This window comes from Chitinophagales bacterium, from assembly GCA_041392475.1.
Taxonomy (GTDB): domain Bacteria; phylum Bacteroidota; class Bacteroidia; order Chitinophagales; family UBA2359; genus JAUHXA01.
On the sequence record JAWKLZ010000002.1, the window covers coordinates 518,085 to 536,069 of the forward strand.

Below are 17,985 nucleotides of genomic sequence, written 5' to 3' on the forward strand. Positions count from 1 at the left end.
TCTGCATTCGGCTTTCAATTGATTGATTGAATAGTAAAATTTTATATTAATTGTTTAATTTAAATGAATCTCAAAAGCATCTTTGTACTCACGCTTCATTTTTTGAGCGATGTCTTTGACGGTTACTTTACCGTCCTTATTCATATCCAAACCAATATTTTGTTCATAAGCCAAAGATGGTTTGCTATAAAGAGCGTAGTTTTGAGATTTTCCAACTGCTACTGGATACAATATAGCCAAGCGTAAGTCTGTCAAGCTTTTGTATGTCCCGACCTCTGCCTGTCGTTCACATAGATACTGCTCTACTAAATCCAATTGGTCAACGGCTGCTGTGGGCAATTTCTGAACGCCCATCTCTTTATATACGTGTGGCATCCATTGAATAAGGCCTCTTGCGCCAGAACCTTTATAGTTTTTTACTTTCGGATTAAAACGAGATTCTGCATGAATCACTGCCATAATCCATTCTGGAGGAACATTCATATTGCGTGCCATGATTCGCACTTTCCTTTCAAAAACGCCATGGTCATCTGTATGTTCTTTCGCTTCTTCTATTAAATAAAGATCTGCAAGGTTGTGTGTAGGGTTTTCAGCTTCCATTGTTGTGAGTGTAGCAACATCTGCATCCAAAGATACAGTACCCGCCGATAACGGAAAAATAACCGAAATGACGGCTGCTATAAATTTCTTTTTCATAGAACTAAATTTAGTAAAAAAATACACATTTTTGACTGCACTTCTACCTTCAAAAAAATTGGTGGAAAATGGATGAAAATGTGCTCCTTAAAGATCGCCGAATCTATTTCAAATAAGACAATCCTCAAATCGGGCCGCAAAGATACTACTAAAAATGATATTAGGAAAGTTTTTTTGCTTTTTTTAATTTCTCTCTAAATATTAAAAAATATCTAAATAATTTCACAAATCACCCAGCTATTCTCGGTTTAGAATAAAATAAATATGATAATATACGAAAAAATGTTTATTTTATATAGATGATGGATAAAATAATATCAAAGTTACGAGAAAAATTTGCAGAAATAGAAGACCATCGTTCCCATAATATCAGTTATGAATTAGAAGATTTATTGAGTATAGGCTATGCCATGTTTTCGTTGAAAGATTCTTCCTTATCTCGCTTTCGAGATTTATATCCTGTACGTAGGGAGAACCTCAAACGGGTCTATGGTATTGAAAAATTACTAGGAGATACTGCTTTTCGAGGAGGCTTAGACGGCGTATCGCCTTCCGATATTGAATCTATCTTCAAAGTACCTATAAATATTTTACGAGAAAAAATGTATTCAAAAAACGGCATGTTTTAGGGTGTTATACAGCTGTGAATTTTGACGGAACAGGACATTTTTGTTCCAACGCACAAAGATGTCCTTATTGTTTGGTAAAGACTATGGAAAATGGGAAACAACAGTATTACCATCAACTTCTTGGATCAGCAGCCCTACACCCTGATGAGGCTATAGTATTCTCTATTGCTTGTGAGGCAATAGTTCAACAAGGTGGTTGTGAAAAGAATGATTGTGAGCAAAGTGCAGCTAAACGGCTCATTCCCAAGGCTCGAGCCTTACTTTTGGAAGAAAAGTTAATAGGAGTTTTTGATGCTTTATATGACACAGGACCTCATATTAAATGCTTACAAGATGCAAATATGAGCTATATTATTGTCTGTAAAGGGCAAAATTTCGTACAACTACAAGTAGCAAAACTTAGGCAAAAAGAAGAGTTTCAATCTCTTACTTGGCAGAAAAATGGTAAAACCTGTACCGCTTATTTTACCTCTGATTTGATACTCAATGGTTCACATACAGACATAAAAACTAACTATTTTGAGTATGAGCAAGTAGATAATAAAACCAATGAAATAGTATTTAGAGGAAGTTGGATTACAGACTTACCTATTGATAAAAAGAATCTTGCCGAATTAGTGGCAGTTGCAAGAGCCAGATGGAAGATTGAAAATGAGGTTTTTAATACGCTTAAAAACCAAGGTTATCATTTAGAACACAACTATGGTCATGGACACAAATATTTGGCTACTAACTTTGCCTTACTGACTTTTTTAGCTTTTTTGTCGACCAAATAGTTCAGCATTTAGACATCTTTTTTCAGAAAGCAAAAAGCAAATGTTCTTCCTTTGCAAGTTTGTGGGAAAAAGTTAGAGCTATCTTTTATTTAGTGCCAGTTGTGTCTATGGAGGCGATTTACAAATTTATTGTTGAAGAAAAACAACTTGACATTCCGCCTTTAGAGTAATTTTGTGTCATAGTTTTGTAAACCGAGAATGGCTGGATTATTCGATAAATCATGTAGATTATCATAATCTATATTTAAATTTAGACGGCAACAACCCAAAACAAATAATTCCCATAAACTCATTCCCAAACGACCCGCCGCTTTTTTTCTGACAAAATAGCCTCAGATAAAACTTTCAGAACGGCTGTTCGAAGCGCTTCATTCGTGAAAATATGCTGTAATCCTGCTAATAGTTGAGGTAGCTCATGACGGCTTCGCATATCTATTTCTACCTCTCCAATAGGAATCGAATCCAACTGTAATTGTGCTTCAAATTCTTTACGCATCAGATAGTAATACTTTTTTACACGAATCTCATAGACAGACAAATCATCATTTGATTCGTAATTAACATTATACAAATATTGCAATTGCTAAGATAATAATTTCTACTATAAAATTCAAGCAAAAAAAGCTCTTTATTTTAATCAATATCAAATATTTGTGCCTTATCGTTCAAGCACTATTTACAAATGGAGCAGCATCTAACTTTCCTTCAATGAGGGTATTTGCAGTTGAAAAAAGCAGCATTATAACCTTCAATAGCAGACAAATGTTTATAATCTTTCCACTTAAAAATCCCTCAAATTCCTTCTCCTCGTCAATTTCAAATCCTCCAAAACTGCAAAATCAAATAGGGATCAACCAACCTACTTCAAAAGAGAGCGTAGAACCATTGCTCCTAAAATCAACTTCTTCAATAGCCTCTCCATTCTCATAAAAAATCATGTTTCCCATCAATGACAAAGGAACTCCTCTACCTGTTCTATTCACAATCGCCAATCTCAAAATATTCTTCTTGTCTGATTTTTTGGAAGGGAGTGTAATATCTGTAAGCAGACCCAAAAGATAATAATGGCTTCCTCGATTGCCGAAATCATAACTGACCTCCAATGCCTTTTCACAACTAGATGGGTCAAAATTAAATGGCGGAGTGGAAATTACATCATCGCAATTTTTCCCTGAAAAACGCTTTCCTTCCCGTCCATCATTTTTCCAGTTGATACCATATCCTGCCATCATTCCCCAATACACCTTTTTTTGAGCATTGAAGGGTTTTCGAAATACCAAGTTTAGCCCAGTGGTCAAATTGGACTGCCATTCGAAAAAGTTGGCTTGTGGGCGTATTGGGTAAGTGTGGATATAAAATTTATCTGCCGAAACACTATAACGTTTGGCATGAATCCCTACATGTAATTGCAATGCCCATATTTCGCTTAAATCATAGCTGAGGTTTACTTCGGTAGGAGTAGTAAAGCCTATTTTTTGAGAAAAATTTACCTCCTTGTCAATCGTTGTCAAAACGCCCCCTGCACCCGTAGAAAAGCCCCAATACAACTTTTGGTTTTGGGCGAAACTGGAAAAGGAGAGGAATAAAAAGAAGAAGAGAAAAGTTGTTTTTGATGTTGTCATTATTTAATAAATTTGAATGTTTTGTTAAATTCAGCATTGTGACTTGTCCTAGAATAAACTTACAAAAAATTAGGACAAAATGCAAAAAAAAGTAAATTGGTAAAAAATTACCGCAAGTACTCCGAGAATTTAAAACGCAAAGTAGCACAAGATTATTTATCGGGCAAATTTAGCTACTCCATGGGAGCAGAGCTATACGGCTTGCCGAATAAAGATGTGGTCAAGGAGTTCGTAAAATGGTATCGCAAAAAAGGAGATATGAGCATATTAACTCCAAAGTCTATGGATATAAAAGAATCACAAACTGTAAAAAGTCTTCAATCTCGGATAGAGGAATTGGAGAAAAAACTATCATTGAGTCAGCTAAAAATAGAGAGCTTAGAAACGATGGTAGATATAGCAGAACAAGAATTTGGGTTGGAAATCAAAAAAAAGTTTGAGACCGAACAGTCTGTGAATTAAGGTTTTTATATCCTAATCATAGCCTAAGTGTGCTATGTGGATTGTTCGGTAAAAGTCGTCAAGCGTGGTATGATCGTCAGCGTTATATGAGTCGTTTAGCCTTGGAGGAAGAAATTATCTTAAAGAGTGTGAAGGATTTACGAGTCAAAGTAAAGGGAATGGGAGGTCGCAAATTATTCCACCGCCTTCAAGAGGATGGAATATTTCGCAAACATGCGATAAAAATGGGTCGAGATAAGTTCTTTGATTTATTGGGGGAAAATAATTTGTTGGTCAAGCGAAAACGCCGTAAATCTAAAACAACCAACTCCAACCATTGGTTAAAGAAACACCCTTATTTGATTGATAATATTGAGGTTACGAAATCAGAATTGTTGTGGGTGAGTGATATTACTTATCTTCGTTTGCAGACAGGTTTTGTTTATTTGAGTTTGATTACTGATGCCTATTCTCGAAGAATTATGGGGCATCAACTCCATGAAAGTCTGGAGGCAGAAGAACCTTTCTTAGCTTTAGAACTCGCTCTAAAAAATCGCCAATTTCCAAAACGTTCTTTAATCCATCATTCTGATAGAGGTGTGCAGTATTGTAGTTTTGCATATATTGAAAAACTAACAGAAAATAATATTCGTATTAGTATGACTCAGAGCGGTTCTCCTTATGAAAATGCCATGGCAGAAAGTATCAATGGTACTTTGAAAGTAGATTTTGATTTAGCGCAAATTTTTGACAATTATGAACACGCATTACAAATTGTTAATCAATCTATTGCAAATTACAATACGGTCAGACCTCATGGAAGTATCAATTATTTGACACCCCAAAAAGCGCATTTGAAAACAGGGGAGTTAAAAAATAGATGGAGAAAGAAGCAAGTTGTTGATAAACAGGAAAATACAAAACTAACGTAAGGGTTTTCTTAGGCATCTGTTGAACGGATAGATTCTATCACATTTTACATAGATAAAAAAATAGCAACTCTAAATGAAAAATCATTCAAAGTTGCTCTGATAGAATGTATCCATCCAAATCAAGCTATTCCTTGTGTGGTTGCTCCCCAGCAGAGCCACATTCCGCTTCACTTGATTTGGTAAATTTAATCTTTTTTTGTAACTTTACGTAAAGTTATTTTAGGATAAAAATTGACCTTGTAAAGAGTAATTAGGACAATTTTTTGAGTGCCAAACTATTTCAGTACATATTATTTCACTGTAAGGTTTTTTTAGGACGACTCGAGGAATCGTTTTGCAGTTTGTGCTAAATGTTGGTGAAAGATGTATAACACCTACCCATACAACTCCCCAATCTTCTCATCCCTATCAATATACTCCTCTGCCGTCTTCAAAAAAGCGTGACGATCAATTTTGGGTAGAATTGCTGCAAAAATTCGGTGGTAATCCAACTCATTTAGAGTCTGAGGATACAATAGAAGCACCTGATTCACAAACGCCTGCTCATATCCCGCAATCTTTTCGAGCAAGGCCTCATAACACTCCTCCGTTGGGCGAATGTATTCCGCTTTCATGGTTTTGAAGAGATTAAAAGCCTGCTTAAAGTTTCCATCATTCACCTTGCCAATCAATATGCTATACGTTTTTGCATCGGGAACCACCCCATTTTGACGCATTTTTCGAAGTGCCTGCAAAGCAGGTTGAATCGTTTCGGCACGAGCAATCAAGCGGTTGTAAGTCGCTCTGCCAGCCTTGTAATCCATCTGTTGCAGTTGAACCAACAAGCGCAAACCCTCTTCAAATCCTTCCGTTTTGTCCAACAAAATCAAGAAACTATCCTCATTCAAAGCGATTTGCTGTTCGTGCATTTGCTCAAAAACCCCCATCGCTCTATCCAAATCTGTCGCCTGTTGCAAAAGCGCGTTGTAAGAATCCGTAGCCGCTTTCAGTCCAAAAGCGGGCATTTCTTGTAGCAACTTCAATGCCGCTTCAAAATCAGTCGCCTGAGCAATCAAGGCTGCAAAAGTAGCCGCATTGGGAGAAATATCGAGCTGGGTCATTTCCTCCCTAAATGCTTGAATCTGTGCATCGTTTTCCGCCAATAGCAGCAAAATATTGAAGGTTTCGAGGTCGAGCGACAAAGCCGAATGGGCTGCAATCGCTTTTTTCACCTTCAATGCCTGAGACAAACTCGCAGCACGTTGCAAATAAAGGTGATAAAAATTAATGCTTTGCGGCAAAAAACCTGCGCTTGTCATTTGCTGCCAAATTTCGGTTGCCCCTTCAAAATCAGCACTTTGCTGCAACAAATATAGAAAAGTTTGAAGATTGGGAGGACACTGTGCGTTTTGCATGGTGTGTCGCCATTGCAAGGCTTTGGCGTGTGTATCTGCTTTGGCTATCAGCGCATTGAAGGTTTCGGTAGAAGGTCGAATACCAGCAGTTTTCATATCTGCCACCAAGTCCAAGACCTGCTGATAGGTATCGGCTTTTGCCATCATAAAATTGAAGAAAGTCGAATTGGGTTGAATATTAGCCGTTTTCAAGGCAGTATAAACCTGTTGAGATTGTTGGTAATTCGTTGTTTTAGAAAGCAATACTTTAAAAAGAATGGTGTCGGGCTTCACCTTCCAAACCTTTATTTGCTGCAGCAAAGCATACGCCTCTTCAAAATTACTCGTTTTGCGGAGAAGGCTTGTAAAAACGGCAGCATTGGGCTGCAATCCTTCCTCTATTGCCTTGTTTAGCACTTGCTTGGCTTGCTCAAAAAACTGTTGGGCATAAATGCGTTTGCTGAAATAAACAGGATGCAGAAAAAAGCCATTTTCGATGCGCTGCTCGACCGTTGTATAAAGTTCTTTTACCTTCCTCACGATGTCAGAATTTGGCAAATTTGGCTCAATCGCACAATCTAAATAAGTCGTATCTATTTGAAAAAAATCTGCATCCTGCCATTGCAGAAACCGCACTGTTTTTTGCTGCAATACCTCCAAAACTTCCAAAGCCTCTTGCCATTGTTTTTGGCTGATTTTGCGTCCCTGCAAGCGTAGGCAAAAGTCTCTGACCAAAGACACTTTGAAGCAATTAGGGGCTTGGTGAAAATGACAAATATGGTGTAAATGCTTCAATGCAAACAAAATATCCTGAGCCGTGTCCGCTACTTTCTGACTGAAATTCCAGCCCAAATCTGTGATGTTCGCCAACTGCTCATACTTTTTTTGGACATTGCTAAAACCCATCAGCAGCGAACCCATGCTGTCATCAAAAGCATTGAAGTCCAAACGCACTTCTACTTCTCCTTGAAACCCTGCAATATCGTCAAAAGTGATGCTCGGAATTTCGATTTTTTCAAACTTTTGCTGCAAAGCATCGGGCAAATAGTCCGCCATCAAAGTTGCCTCCAAACCCGTGCGATTGCTTACCAGCACCTGCGTATTTTCTCGCTCCAAAATTTGACTAAGATATTGATTGACAATCCAATGATGATGAGAGTACGCAGTGTAATAAGCCATCAAATCATCGAAATACACCACGGTTTTTTCTGCTTCAATGGACGGCAAAGGCATTGCAGTCTCCAAGTTTTTGACATCAGGCAAAACAACGGATACATTTTTCAAAACCTTCAATGCCTCCCAAATTGCCCGACTTTTGCCCGATAATGCCACACCTTCTACCCAAATAGGGGAACGACTTTGCAGCAGTTTTGCCAAAACCTCGTCTATCGGTCGCCGCCAATAAAAAGTAGTATAGGTGGGAAAAAGGGGCTTTTGCACGGTAGTTTCTGCGTTTTCGTTGGTTTCTTCAATGGCAGTAGGGGAAGCCTCCGTTGAAGGTTCTTCCTCTTCAATTCCCAATTCTTTGTTTTGAAATTGCTGCCAATAATCTGTTTTTTTTGCAGAAAAAGTGTCGACATTTTCCTCTCTATTCTCAAATAATGCGTATTTTGCCAAAATATTTAGTGATTGCTCGTCAATCCATTTGCCCTCCAAAAACTTCAAAAGGAGGCGGACATCCAACAATTGACCCAATTCTCGATAGAGTTTATTTTGAAGGTCTTTGGCGTGATTGTTCCGCCATTTGGAAGGCATTGGTGCTTTAGAAAAGGCTTTTTGCCATACATTTTTGCGAAGATTGTCAAGAAGATGCTGCGACATATTGATAAAAAAAAGATGGTCAAAAAAATAAAAGTATATGCAAGTTTGAGTTTGCGAATACAATAAAGTACAAATTTAGGCTTTTTATTACCAACTTTGTTTTTGAAGTTTTTATAGCAATAGCCCACCTTGACGCAAATCTCCAAATTCTACCAAATTTTTTTAAACATCAGTAAAATCAACCAAAACCCTACCAATGAATAAGACGCTTAAATGGGAACTCGCTCAACGTGTAGAATTGCTGTGGTGGCAAAAGTATTTGCGGAGAAAATCGAAAGATGAATATACGGCTTGGAAAAAAGGCTATTGGAATGAAGTGCTTCAAAAAGTGGGCAATTACCTGCAAATGAAGCCTAAAGACAAGGTTTTGGATGCGGGTTGTGGGCCTGCGGGCATCTTTATGGTGTTGCCTCAACAAGAGGTAACGGCAGTCGACCCTTTGCTTTTGCATTACCAAAACAAACTCGCCCATTTTTCCCCTGCCGATTATCCCTACGTTCAGTTCCATGATTTACCTTTGGAGCAGTTCCAATCGCCTAACAGCTACGATGTTGTGTTTTGTATGAATGCCATCAATCACGTATCGGATATCGAAGACAGTTTTGACAGATTGGTAGAGGCCGTTTTGCCAAATGGAACATTGGTCGTTAGTATTGACGCACATAACTACAACTTTTTGAAACATTTATTCCGAATGTTGCCAGGTGATATTTTACATCCGCATCAATACGATTTGGTGGAATACCAAAATATGCTCACCAAAAGAGGCTGTGAAATAACGAGTTGTCAGTTGATTCAAAAAAATAGGATTTTTGACCACTATGTGTTGGTAGCGAAGAAGAGAGAGGTATAAATTAAACCTATCGTCTTTAATCTTTTGTCAAAAGCCTAAAAAAAAATGTCTTTTCCATGAAATACCTCTTTCTCATTTCCTTTATCCTATGCTGTATGACTACAAATAATTTTGCTCAAATCTCACTAAAATACGCAGACAATCAAACACCTACATACGAAGAAACAATTGCGATGTACGAGCAATTGGCGGAAAAAAGTGATTGGGCTACTTTGCTGCAATATGGTACAACCGATACGGGAAAACCACTGCACTTGTTGGTGATTTCGAAGGACAAGGATTTTTCACCCGCTTCGGTTCGCTCCAAAAACAAACGCATCATTTTGATTAACAATGCCATCCATGCGGGAGAACCTTGTGGAGTAGATGCGAGTATTCAATTGGTGGGGGAACTGCTCAATAAAAAGGACAAAAAAGCAGAATGGCTTGACAATGTGGTGCTTTGTATCATTCCGATGTACAACATTGGAGGAGTGGAAAATAGAGGCTGTTGCAGCAGAGCCAATCAAAATGGACCTTTGGAACATGGTTTTAGGGGAAATGCCCGCAATTTGGATTTGAATCGAGATTTCATCAAATGTGACTCGCAAAATGCCCGCACTTTCACCGAAATATTCCACACTTGGCAGCCCGATATTTTTATAGACACGCACACCACAAACGGCTCTGACCACCAATATGTGATGACCTTGATTGCTACGGAACGCAACAAATTGCAGCCGATTTTAGCCGATTTTCTACACGAAACCATGTCGCCACAATTGACCGTTTCGATGAACAAAGCAGGCTATCTGACCGCTCCTTATGTCTATTTGACAGGTGAAACGCCTAATGAGGGCATCCAAACTTTCTTGGAAACTCCCAGATATTCATCGGGTTATACAACCTTGTTCAATACATTGGGCTTCATCACCGAAGCCCACATGCTCAAACCCTACAAAGATAGGGTCTTGTCGACCTACCAATTTTTGGTCGAAACGCTGCAATTCACCCACCAACATGCTGCCAAAATTGGGGATTTGCGGAAAGAGGCAAACAAAGCCATTGAAGAACAGCAAATCTTTCCCATTCAATGGGCTTTGGACACTTCAAAACATTCAGAATTTTCCTTCAAAGGTTTTGAAGCGAAATACAAAACGAGTGAAATCAGTGGTTTGCAGCGGTTGTACTACGACCAAAACGCTCCCTACGAAAGACCTATTCCACATTTCACTACCTACAATGCAAGCATCAACATCGAAAAACCTATGGCCTACATTGTGCCGCAAGCATGGAAGGAAGTCATCGAAAGACTCCAATGGAATGGCGTGAAAATGACCCAATTGCAGCAAGATAAGAGCATGGAAGTTGAGGCATATTACATTGAGAACTACGAAACGGTGAGGCAGCCTTATGAAGGTCATTATTTGCACTACAATGTAGAAGTTCGCAAAGAGAGAAAGGTCTTGTCGTTTCGGGCGGGTGATTTTGTTGTTGAAGTGAATCAAAAGGGCAATCGCTACATTGTCGAAACCTTAGAACCGCAGGCACACGATTCGTTTTTTGCTTGGAATTTCTTTGATTCGATTTTGCAGCAAAAGGAGTATTTTTCGCCCTATTTGTTTGAAGACATGGCTGTTCAAGTTCTTGCAGAGAACCCCGATTTGAAATCGGCTTTGGAGCAACGCAAAAAAGAAGACACTGCTTTTGCGGAAGATGCGTATGCCCAACTGCAATTTGTCTATGAACGTTCACCTTATTTTGAAGATACTTATCGGCGCTATCCTGTGGTGAGGGTTTTAGAGTGAAAAATTCAAATTCAAAAACTAACTTACAAAATTAGATTATGAAACAAATCGGCATTCTATCCGATACGCACAGCTACTTGGATGACAAGATTTTCCATTACTTCAAAAACTGTGATGAAATCTGGCACGCTGGCGATATAGGCACTTTGAGTTTGGCAGACGAGTTGGCGGCTTTCAAACCGCTTAGAGCGGTGTATGGCAACATTGACGGACACGAAATTCGGGCAATATATCCTGAAAATGCGTTTTTTGAATGTGAAGGTGTGACCATTTGGATGACACACATTGCAGGTTCGCCGCCCCGTTACAATGAACGGGTAAGGCGAAAGTTGAACTATGCGCTGCCACGTATTTTTGTTTGCGGACATTCCCATATTTTGAAGGTCATGGCAGTCGAAAAATACCACAAAATGCTGCACATCAACCCAGGGGCAGCGGGCAATCACGGTTTTCATCAAGTGCGAACCATCATGCGAATGAAGATTGAAGGGACTCGAATTTTTGATGCGGAAGTGATAGAACTGGGCAAAAGAGGAAAAATATAAAACCTAATTCCCAATGAATGTGTATCTTAGCAGTGCTTATCTTCGTTTCATGGATATGAGCTATTCAGAAACCCAAGTAGTTTAGATACACAAAATATGCTATTGACTAATTATCACAGCCATACGCATTACTGCGATGGTAAATTAGCTCCCGAAGCCTATATCAAGGCAGCTATCAAACAAGGATTGAAGGCTTATGGTTTTTCCTCTCACGCGCCTCTCCCTTTTCCCTGCAAATGGGCCATTCCTCGCATCAAAATCAAGGATTATTTGGCTGAAATTGAGCAACTTTCTACTCAATACAGGGATGAGATAGAAATTTACACAGGCTTGGAGGTAGATTACATTCCTGGACGCATCACTCCTCAAAACACATTCATTCGCCATCTGAATTTGGACTATACCATTGGTTCTATTCACTTTGTAGGAAATTGGAGCGATGGAAAACCTTTTCAAGCCGATGGCACTCATGCCCAGTTTTTGAAGGGCTTTAGGGAGATTTTTGACAATGATGCTCAGAAATTTATGAGCGATTACTTCAAATTGACCAGAGATATGATAACGCTGGCTTGCCCCGATATAGTAGGGCATTTGGACAAACTCAAAATTCACAACGAAAACGGCAAACTTTTTTCGGAGCAGAGTGATTGGTATGTTTTTGAGGTGCTGAAAACCTTGGAGGTCATCAAAAAAGCGGGGGCGATTATGGAGGTAAATACACGAGGAATTTACAAGAAAAAGACCACCGAATTGTATCCGAGTACATGGATTTTGGAATATGCCCAACACATGGACATACCGATTTGCTTGAGTTCAGACTGTCACCATCCCAATGAGATAACCAAAGGATTTGAAGATGCGACTAGGATATTGAAGGCCATTGGCTTCAAAGAAAAAATGGTGTTGATAGAAGGAGGATGGAAGGCAGTGGGATTGATGAGTGAGTAGTAGAGTGGCTAAATTCTTTTCCATTCCTCTATTTTCCAATTCTCTACATTTCTTTCTTTCTTAGAAAAGCCAATACCAACAAGATAGATGGTTTTGGGAGAGTTTTTGTATGCAGCAGTGTATTTTCGGTTTTTGATTTGTTGGATAGCATCATCGGCAGGTTCATCTAATTTGAATTCCATAATATATAGAAAATCATCGGTTTCTGCTAACAAATCCAAACGTCCTTGATGTTTCGTGATTTCGGTTTGAACATACAAACCCATAAAAGCGGTGACTAAATAAATAATGGTTTGAAAATAGCCTTCCCACACTTCAAAAGCTTTTTGCTGATTTGCTTGTGAATCTTGTTTTTTGTTTTTGGGCAATAAGTGGTAAGAGATATCCGACAACAAAACTTTGAGTTGTTCAATAAAAACGCCTACATTTCCTTCCTCCAATGCGCCTTGCATTTTTAATAAGGCCACCCCAACCACAGAACTTGTTTGATAGGTAAAAGCTTCCAATAAATTATGAACCAATGATTTGCGTACTTCAATATTGGGATAGCCCAAAAAATAACTCATTTCATAACGCTTTCGTTTGGTTTTTTTGATGGTCAGATAACCTGTCTGAAACAACAAACCCACAATGTCCAAATTCTCAAGTGCAAATTTGTCAAAAAAAGTTTCAGGAACTTCTTTGTTTTCCAATTCCATCGGTAGGATGCTGTTGTTGCGAATACTTTTGACCAAAAAAGTAGGAGTTCCTGTAGCAAACCAAAAATTGCCAAAATGGAATTTTCCGAAAAAACTAAGAATCGAATAAGGATTGTATAAAAAAGCTTCTCCATCAAAAGAATAGCCATTGTACCAAAGTTTGATCCCCTGCAATATGCCCTCTTTAGACATTTTAAATTTTTCAGCAGCTTTTTGGATGTAAGCATCAAAGTAAAACAACAATTCCTTGTGGGTAATCCCTACTAAATCAGTGCTAAGGGGGTCAATCGATAAATCCGTCAAATTATTCAAATCTGAAAATAAACTCACCTTGCTAAATTTGGAAACACCTGTGACAAATAAAAAATGAAGGTGTTCGTCTGATTCCAAATCTTTCAAAGGGCTAAAAAAATCTCTCAATACATGTTGATTTTTTTTAGCCTTCACCGTGTCCGTCAAAAAATCGACAATAGGTTTATCGTATTCATCAATCAGAACAACAACAGGTTTGCCTTTTTGTGAAATTTGCTCTACCAAAGATTTGAATTGAACAGAAAGCGAAACAGTCGAAATTTCAACATCATATTCTTTGGCATATTTTTGAAGTTCATAACTGAGACTTTCTTCTAAGTTTTCTACCTGATAACCATAGGATGCAAAGTTGAACTTCAAAACAGGATAGGACAGCCAATCATAGTCCTTTTTTTGACCAATGTATAAATCTTTGAATAGATCTTTGTATCCTCCAAAAATGTGTTGAAAAGTAGAAATTAAAAGTGATTTGCCAAATCGTCGAGGACGAGAAAGAAAGTACAACTTCCCCTTTGAGATCAAATTGTATATCTGTTGTGTTTTATCAACATAAATCAAGCCTTCTTCAACAATGGCTTTGAAATTTTGTCGTCCTGTGGGTAATCCTTTCATATTCCAAAGATACAGAAATTAGACTACATAAGCCCAATAATAATACGTCTCGTTTCCTACTCCCACCAAGGGTAAAAATCAGGCATATCGGACGAGGATTGCTGCGTAAAATTCGGGCTGCGTTTCTCCAAAAAAGAAGCAACTCCTTCCTTTCCATCCTTCAAACTCGCATAATAAATAGCCAAAGAATCCACTTTATGGGCTTCAACAGGATGGTCTTTAGCGGCGTTGCGGTACATCATTTGTCGGGTGAGGGTAATGGCTACTGGACTGTGTGCCACAATTTTGCGGGCAATTTTGTAGGCTTCTTCGAGTAGTTCACCCGCAGGATAAACCCCTTTCACATAACCTGCTGCCAACACCGCTTCGGGCTTCAATATTTCACCCGTATAAGTCCATTCCAATGCCGTAGAAATGCCCACAATTCGAGGCAAAAACCAAGTAGAACAAGCTTCTGGGGTAATCCCAATTTTGTTGAACACAAAACCAATTCTTGCATATTCAGAAGCCAAACGAATGTCCATCGCACAGGTCATAGTCGCACCGATGCCCACTGCCGCACCGTTGATAGCTGCAATGACAGGCTTTTTGCAGTCGTAAATCGCCAAGGCAACTCGCCCGCCTGTATCTCTCACTCCTTCAATGATTTCGGGGTCTTCCAAACGCTTGTTCATATCGTCCATCGTAGGGTGAAAATCTTCGTTCAATCCAAAAACATTGCCTACCACAGACAAATCCATTCCTGCACAAAAAGCACGCCCTTCACCTGTGACCACTATCACACGAATATTGTCGTCGTCGTTCGCTCTGTTGAAGACTTCAATGAGTTCATTCGCCATTTCGACCGTGAAAGCATTCAAGGCTTCTGGTCTATTCAGTGTAATTGTCAAGATGTACTCTTTGATTTCTAATTTTAATGTGTTATATTTCATGAATTAAAATGAAAATAAAAATGAAAAAAAGCTGCTTGCTCTATCCAATGTCCAACTAATACCCATGCAAATCCACCTCTTCTGTATAACTCAATTGAATCCATTTGCCCATTTTCTTCTGAATGATTTTGAAGTGGTGCAATTCGTCATTTGTCACCAACGAAATTGCTTCACCCGAAGCCTCTGCCCGTCCCGTTCGACCGATGCGGTGAATGTAATCTTTGGGTGAGCGGGGCAATTCGTAGTTGATGACACAAGGTAAAAATTCGATGTCAATTCCACGAGAAAGAAGGTCGGTTGTGACCAATACTTGTACTTCTCCCGACTTGAATTTTGCCAAAGCTTTTGTTCTTGCGCCTTGACTTTTTTGGCTGTGAATACACAAGGCTTCAATGCCATTTTTGTTTAGTTTGATGGCAATATTGGTGGCTTTTTTGGTAGAAGAAGCGAAAACCAAAACCTGTTTTAGTTCTTTTGTTTTAATCAAATAGCGGAGGAAAGGCCCTTTTCTTTCTTCTGCCACCAAGTATGCAGATTGGTGAATCAAGTCAATATTAGTACTTTCAGTTTCAATTTCTATGACTGTTGGTTCTTCCAACAACATCTGCTTGATTTCCTTTACCTCTTTGCTAAGCGTTGCAGAAAACAGGAGATTTTGTCTTTTTTGGGGTAAGAGGGCAAGGATTTCATTGATTTCGTCTTGAAAACTGCGATTCAACATTTTGTCGGCTTCATCCAATATCAGTGTTTTGACATCCGATAGGTGTACTGCTTTAGAAGCGACCAACTCCAATAATCTGCCTGGTGTTGCGGTCAAAACATGAACATTTTGGAGCGCAATCATTTGAGGATTGATAGATACGCCTCCAAAAACGGCCAAAGATTTGATGCGTTGTGGCATGACCTTTCCAAATTGTTGAAAAATCTCATTCACCTGCATCGCCAATTCTCTTGTAGGCACTAAGACCAATACCTTTACCTGTCTGTTTTTCAGAGGTGCACCTTTCTGCAAGTTCATCAAAACAGGCAACACGAAACTTGCCGTTTTTCCTGAACCAGTTTGTGCAATACCCAATACATCTTTGCCGCTTAAAATGGTAGGTATGGCGGCTTTTTGGATGGGAGTTGGTTGTTTGTAATTGAGTGTGGCTAAAGCTTCAATCAAAGGAGGGGCTAAACCCAAATCGTTAAATGACATTTTGTGGTATGTGTTTAATTGACTTTATTAGGAAGGATTCTGGATTAGCTTATCGGAAAAACAAACGAGAGGGTGTTCTATTGCTGGTAGTGTTCAGTCAAGTTTGAATTGAAGAGTTGACCGTTTAATTCTCCAGCAATTTACCGATTTGGAGCAAAGACTTCCGAAATTTTTGCTTTGAAAAGAACTTGGCAACAAAAATAATCCGCCATTCTTCCTGAATAAATTTTGGAAGTCTATAGGGAGCGTATTTATCTATTTAGCCCTCATAGCTATCACATACGCTGCTACTGCGTTGATTTGTGCTTCGCTCAATATTTCTTCATAAGGAGTCATTAGCCCTTTGCCTTTTTGAATACGGGTAATGACTTCTGCTTCGGGAAGTGCGGAAGCGGTCAAATCACCTGCGCCATTGATTCCTAATTTTCCATCGGCACCATGACAGGCTACACAAAACTGACTATAGACTTTTTTGCCTAATTCAGCATTATTGCCTTCTGTATTTGAGGTTTCAGCTACTTCTTTTACAGGAGTAGAATTGTTTTCTTTTGGAGGAGTGCTTTCTCCACAAGACCAAAGTGCAAAAATAAGTGCAAATACTGTTGAAAAAATGATTGTTCGATTCATGTTATGAGTTAATTTTGAGGATAAGATTACGAAATTTTTCAAGATTTTGGTAATCTACGCTTATCTTTAAGCTACAATTTTAAGTCAAAATAAAAATCGCAATAAAATCGAACTATGTTTCAATTTGAAAATGAACAGTATTTGTGGGGTTTGGTACTTGTGCCAATGCTTTATTTTTTGTTTTGGATGAATAGACGCTGGCGACAAAAGGCCATAGAACGTTTTGGAGAGCAAGATTTGGTGAGTCGTTTGGTTCCCGATTTTTCGGAGCGCAAACAAGGAGTTAAAATTTTCTTATATCTACTTACCATTGTTTTTATTGTCATTGCTTTAGCGAATCCTCAATTGGGTTCACAGCTCGAAAAGGTACAGCGAAAAGGGATTGATGTGATGGTGGCCATTGATGTGTCAAAAAGTATGATGGCCGAAGATGTACAGCCAACTCGGTTGGATCGTGCCAAACAATTGTTGTCTAGGTTGATAGATGGCATGAGCAATGATAGGATTGGCATTATTGTTTTTGCAGGTCATGCTTATCTGCAAATGCCTTTGACTGTAGATTATGCGGCTGCAAAACTTTTTTTGCAGACCATTAACACAGATATTGTTCCTACTCAGGGTACTGCAATTGGTGAGGCAATTGAATTGTCGAGGGAATCTTTTGAAGAGGAGAGTGAAAAAAATAGGGCTTTGATTATTATTTCGGATGGCGAAAATCATGAAGAAGGAGCTATTGAGAAAGCAGAGGAAGCTGCAAATGAAGGTATTAAAGTATTCGCATTGGGTGTTGGTTCTGTTGAGGGAAGTTCTATTCCTGTGTATATGCAGGGGCGAAAGGTGGGCTACAAACAAGATCGGAGTGGTCAGTTGGTAGTATCTAAGTTGAATGAGGAGGTATTGAAGGAAATCGCTCAAAAAACAGGAGGGAAATATTTCCTTATTAAAGGCGCACGAAATGAGATTGCAGTGGTGATTGATGAATTGAACAACATTGAAAAACGGGATTTTGAAGACTATGTTTTTACCGACTATGCCGATCAATTTCAGTATTTTATTGGTTTTGCAGTGCTTTTGATGATTTTGGGCTTTTTTACTTCTGAGAGGAAAAGTGGCTGGTTCAGTCGTTGGAAATTATTTGAGTAAAATCCAGTAAGAAAAGATTTTAAACTTAAAAAGTGAATAG

Annotated in this window: 16 protein-coding genes and 1 pseudogene; 9 read left to right on the plus strand and 8 right to left on the minus strand. The window is 38.8% G+C overall.

Annotated elements, in window-relative coordinates:
• Positions 1-54 precede the first annotated feature (54 nt).
• On the minus strand, positions 55-696 hold the full coding sequence (locus R3E32_15565; protein ID MEZ4886153.1) for a lytic transglycosylase domain-containing protein: 642 nt from the start codon (positions 694-696) through the stop codon (positions 55-57).
• 299 nt (positions 697-995) lie between these two features.
• On the opposite strand from R3E32_15565, the gene R3E32_15570 reads away from it, so the two are divergent.
• Both R3E32_15570 and R3E32_15575 read left to right on the plus strand, forming a co-directional pair.
• Positions 996-1,325, plus strand: coding sequence for a hypothetical protein (locus tag R3E32_15570; GenBank protein MEZ4886154.1), 330 nt, complete (start codon positions 996-998; stop codon positions 1,323-1,325).
• Between the two features lie 83 nt (positions 1,326-1,408).
• A complete protein-coding gene (locus R3E32_15575; GenBank protein MEZ4886155.1) occupies positions 1,409-2,101 on the plus strand; it encodes a hypothetical protein in 693 nt (230 codons plus the stop codon).
• Between the two features lie 289 nt (positions 2,102-2,390).
• Here the strand turns inward: R3E32_15575 and R3E32_15580 are convergent, their stop codons facing one another.
• On the minus strand, positions 2,391-2,597 hold the full coding sequence (locus tag R3E32_15580; GenBank protein ID MEZ4886156.1) for a hypothetical protein: 207 nt from the start codon (positions 2,595-2,597) through the stop codon (positions 2,391-2,393).
• Positions 2,598-2,940: 343 nt separating this feature from the next.
• Positions 2,941-3,723 carry a hypothetical protein gene (locus tag R3E32_15585; protein ID MEZ4886157.1) on the minus strand — a complete coding sequence of 261 codons (783 nt, stop codon included), beginning with the start codon at positions 3,721-3,723 and terminating at the stop codon, positions 2,941-2,943.
• Between the two features lie 96 nt (positions 3,724-3,819).
• Between R3E32_15585 and R3E32_15590 the strand changes: the two genes are divergently transcribed.
• Both R3E32_15590 and R3E32_15595 read left to right on the plus strand, forming a co-directional pair.
• Positions 3,820-4,185 carry a transposase gene (locus R3E32_15590; GenBank protein MEZ4886158.1) on the plus strand — a complete coding sequence of 122 codons (366 nt, stop codon included), beginning with the start codon at positions 3,820-3,822 and terminating at the stop codon, positions 4,183-4,185.
• A gap of 26 nt (positions 4,186-4,211) precedes the next feature.
• Positions 4,212-5,096, plus strand: a pseudogene (locus R3E32_15595) (IS3 family transposase).
• A 374-nt stretch (positions 5,097-5,470) separates the two neighbouring features.
• On the opposite strand, the gene R3E32_15600 reads toward R3E32_15595, so the two are convergent.
• Positions 5,471-8,290, minus strand: a complete 2,820-nt coding sequence (locus tag R3E32_15600) for a hypothetical protein (protein ID MEZ4886159.1) — start codon at positions 8,288-8,290, stop codon at positions 5,471-5,473.
• A gap of 196 nt (positions 8,291-8,486) precedes the next feature.
• Here R3E32_15600 and R3E32_15605 point away from each other — a divergent pair, with 196 nt between their 5' ends.
• The 4 genes from R3E32_15605 (at position 8,487) to R3E32_15620 (ending at position 12,423) form a co-directional block, all read left to right on the plus strand.
• Complete coding sequence (locus R3E32_15605; GenBank protein ID MEZ4886160.1) at positions 8,487-9,143, plus strand: class I SAM-dependent methyltransferase; 657 nt, start codon at positions 8,487-8,489, stop codon at positions 9,141-9,143.
• A gap of 56 nt (positions 9,144-9,199) precedes the next feature.
• Positions 9,200-10,930 carry a M14 family metallopeptidase gene (locus R3E32_15610; GenBank protein MEZ4886161.1) on the plus strand — a complete coding sequence of 577 codons (1,731 nt, stop codon included), beginning with the start codon at positions 9,200-9,202 and terminating at the stop codon, positions 10,928-10,930.
• Positions 10,931-10,968: 38 nt separating this feature from the next.
• Positions 10,969-11,475, plus strand: a complete 507-nt coding sequence (locus R3E32_15615; protein ID MEZ4886162.1) for a metallophosphoesterase family protein — start codon at positions 10,969-10,971, stop codon at positions 11,473-11,475.
• Between the two features lie 96 nt (positions 11,476-11,571).
• Complete coding sequence (locus R3E32_15620; protein ID MEZ4886163.1) at positions 11,572-12,423, plus strand: histidinol-phosphatase; 852 nt, start codon at positions 11,572-11,574, stop codon at positions 12,421-12,423.
• Between the two features lie 8 nt (positions 12,424-12,431).
• Here the strand turns inward: R3E32_15620 and R3E32_15625 are convergent, their stop codons facing one another.
• From R3E32_15625 to R3E32_15640, 4 genes are all read right to left on the minus strand, one after another.
• Positions 12,432-14,045: an AAA family ATPase gene (locus tag R3E32_15625; protein ID MEZ4886164.1), complete on the minus strand. Its 1,614-nt coding sequence runs from the start codon at positions 14,043-14,045 to the stop codon at positions 12,432-12,434.
• Positions 14,046-14,101: 56 nt separating this feature from the next.
• A complete protein-coding gene (locus R3E32_15630) occupies positions 14,102-14,977 on the minus strand; it encodes a crotonase/enoyl-CoA hydratase family protein (GenBank protein MEZ4886165.1) in 876 nt (291 codons plus the stop codon).
• A 55-nt stretch (positions 14,978-15,032) separates the two neighbouring features.
• Positions 15,033-16,175: a DEAD/DEAH box helicase gene (locus R3E32_15635; GenBank protein ID MEZ4886166.1), complete on the minus strand. Its 1,143-nt coding sequence runs from the start codon at positions 16,173-16,175 to the stop codon at positions 15,033-15,035.
• Between the two features lie 255 nt (positions 16,176-16,430).
• Entirely contained in the window at positions 16,431-16,802 is a 372-nt protein-coding gene (locus R3E32_15640; GenBank protein ID MEZ4886167.1) for a cytochrome c, read from the minus strand.
• Positions 16,803-16,916: 114 nt separating this feature from the next.
• On the opposite strand from R3E32_15640, the gene R3E32_15645 reads away from it, so the two are divergent.
• The gene (locus tag R3E32_15645; GenBank protein MEZ4886168.1) at positions 16,917-17,945 is read left to right on the plus strand and encodes a VWA domain-containing protein; all 1,029 of its coding nucleotides are present in this window, start codon (positions 16,917-16,919) and stop codon (positions 17,943-17,945) included.
• Positions 17,946-17,985 lie beyond the last annotated feature (40 nt).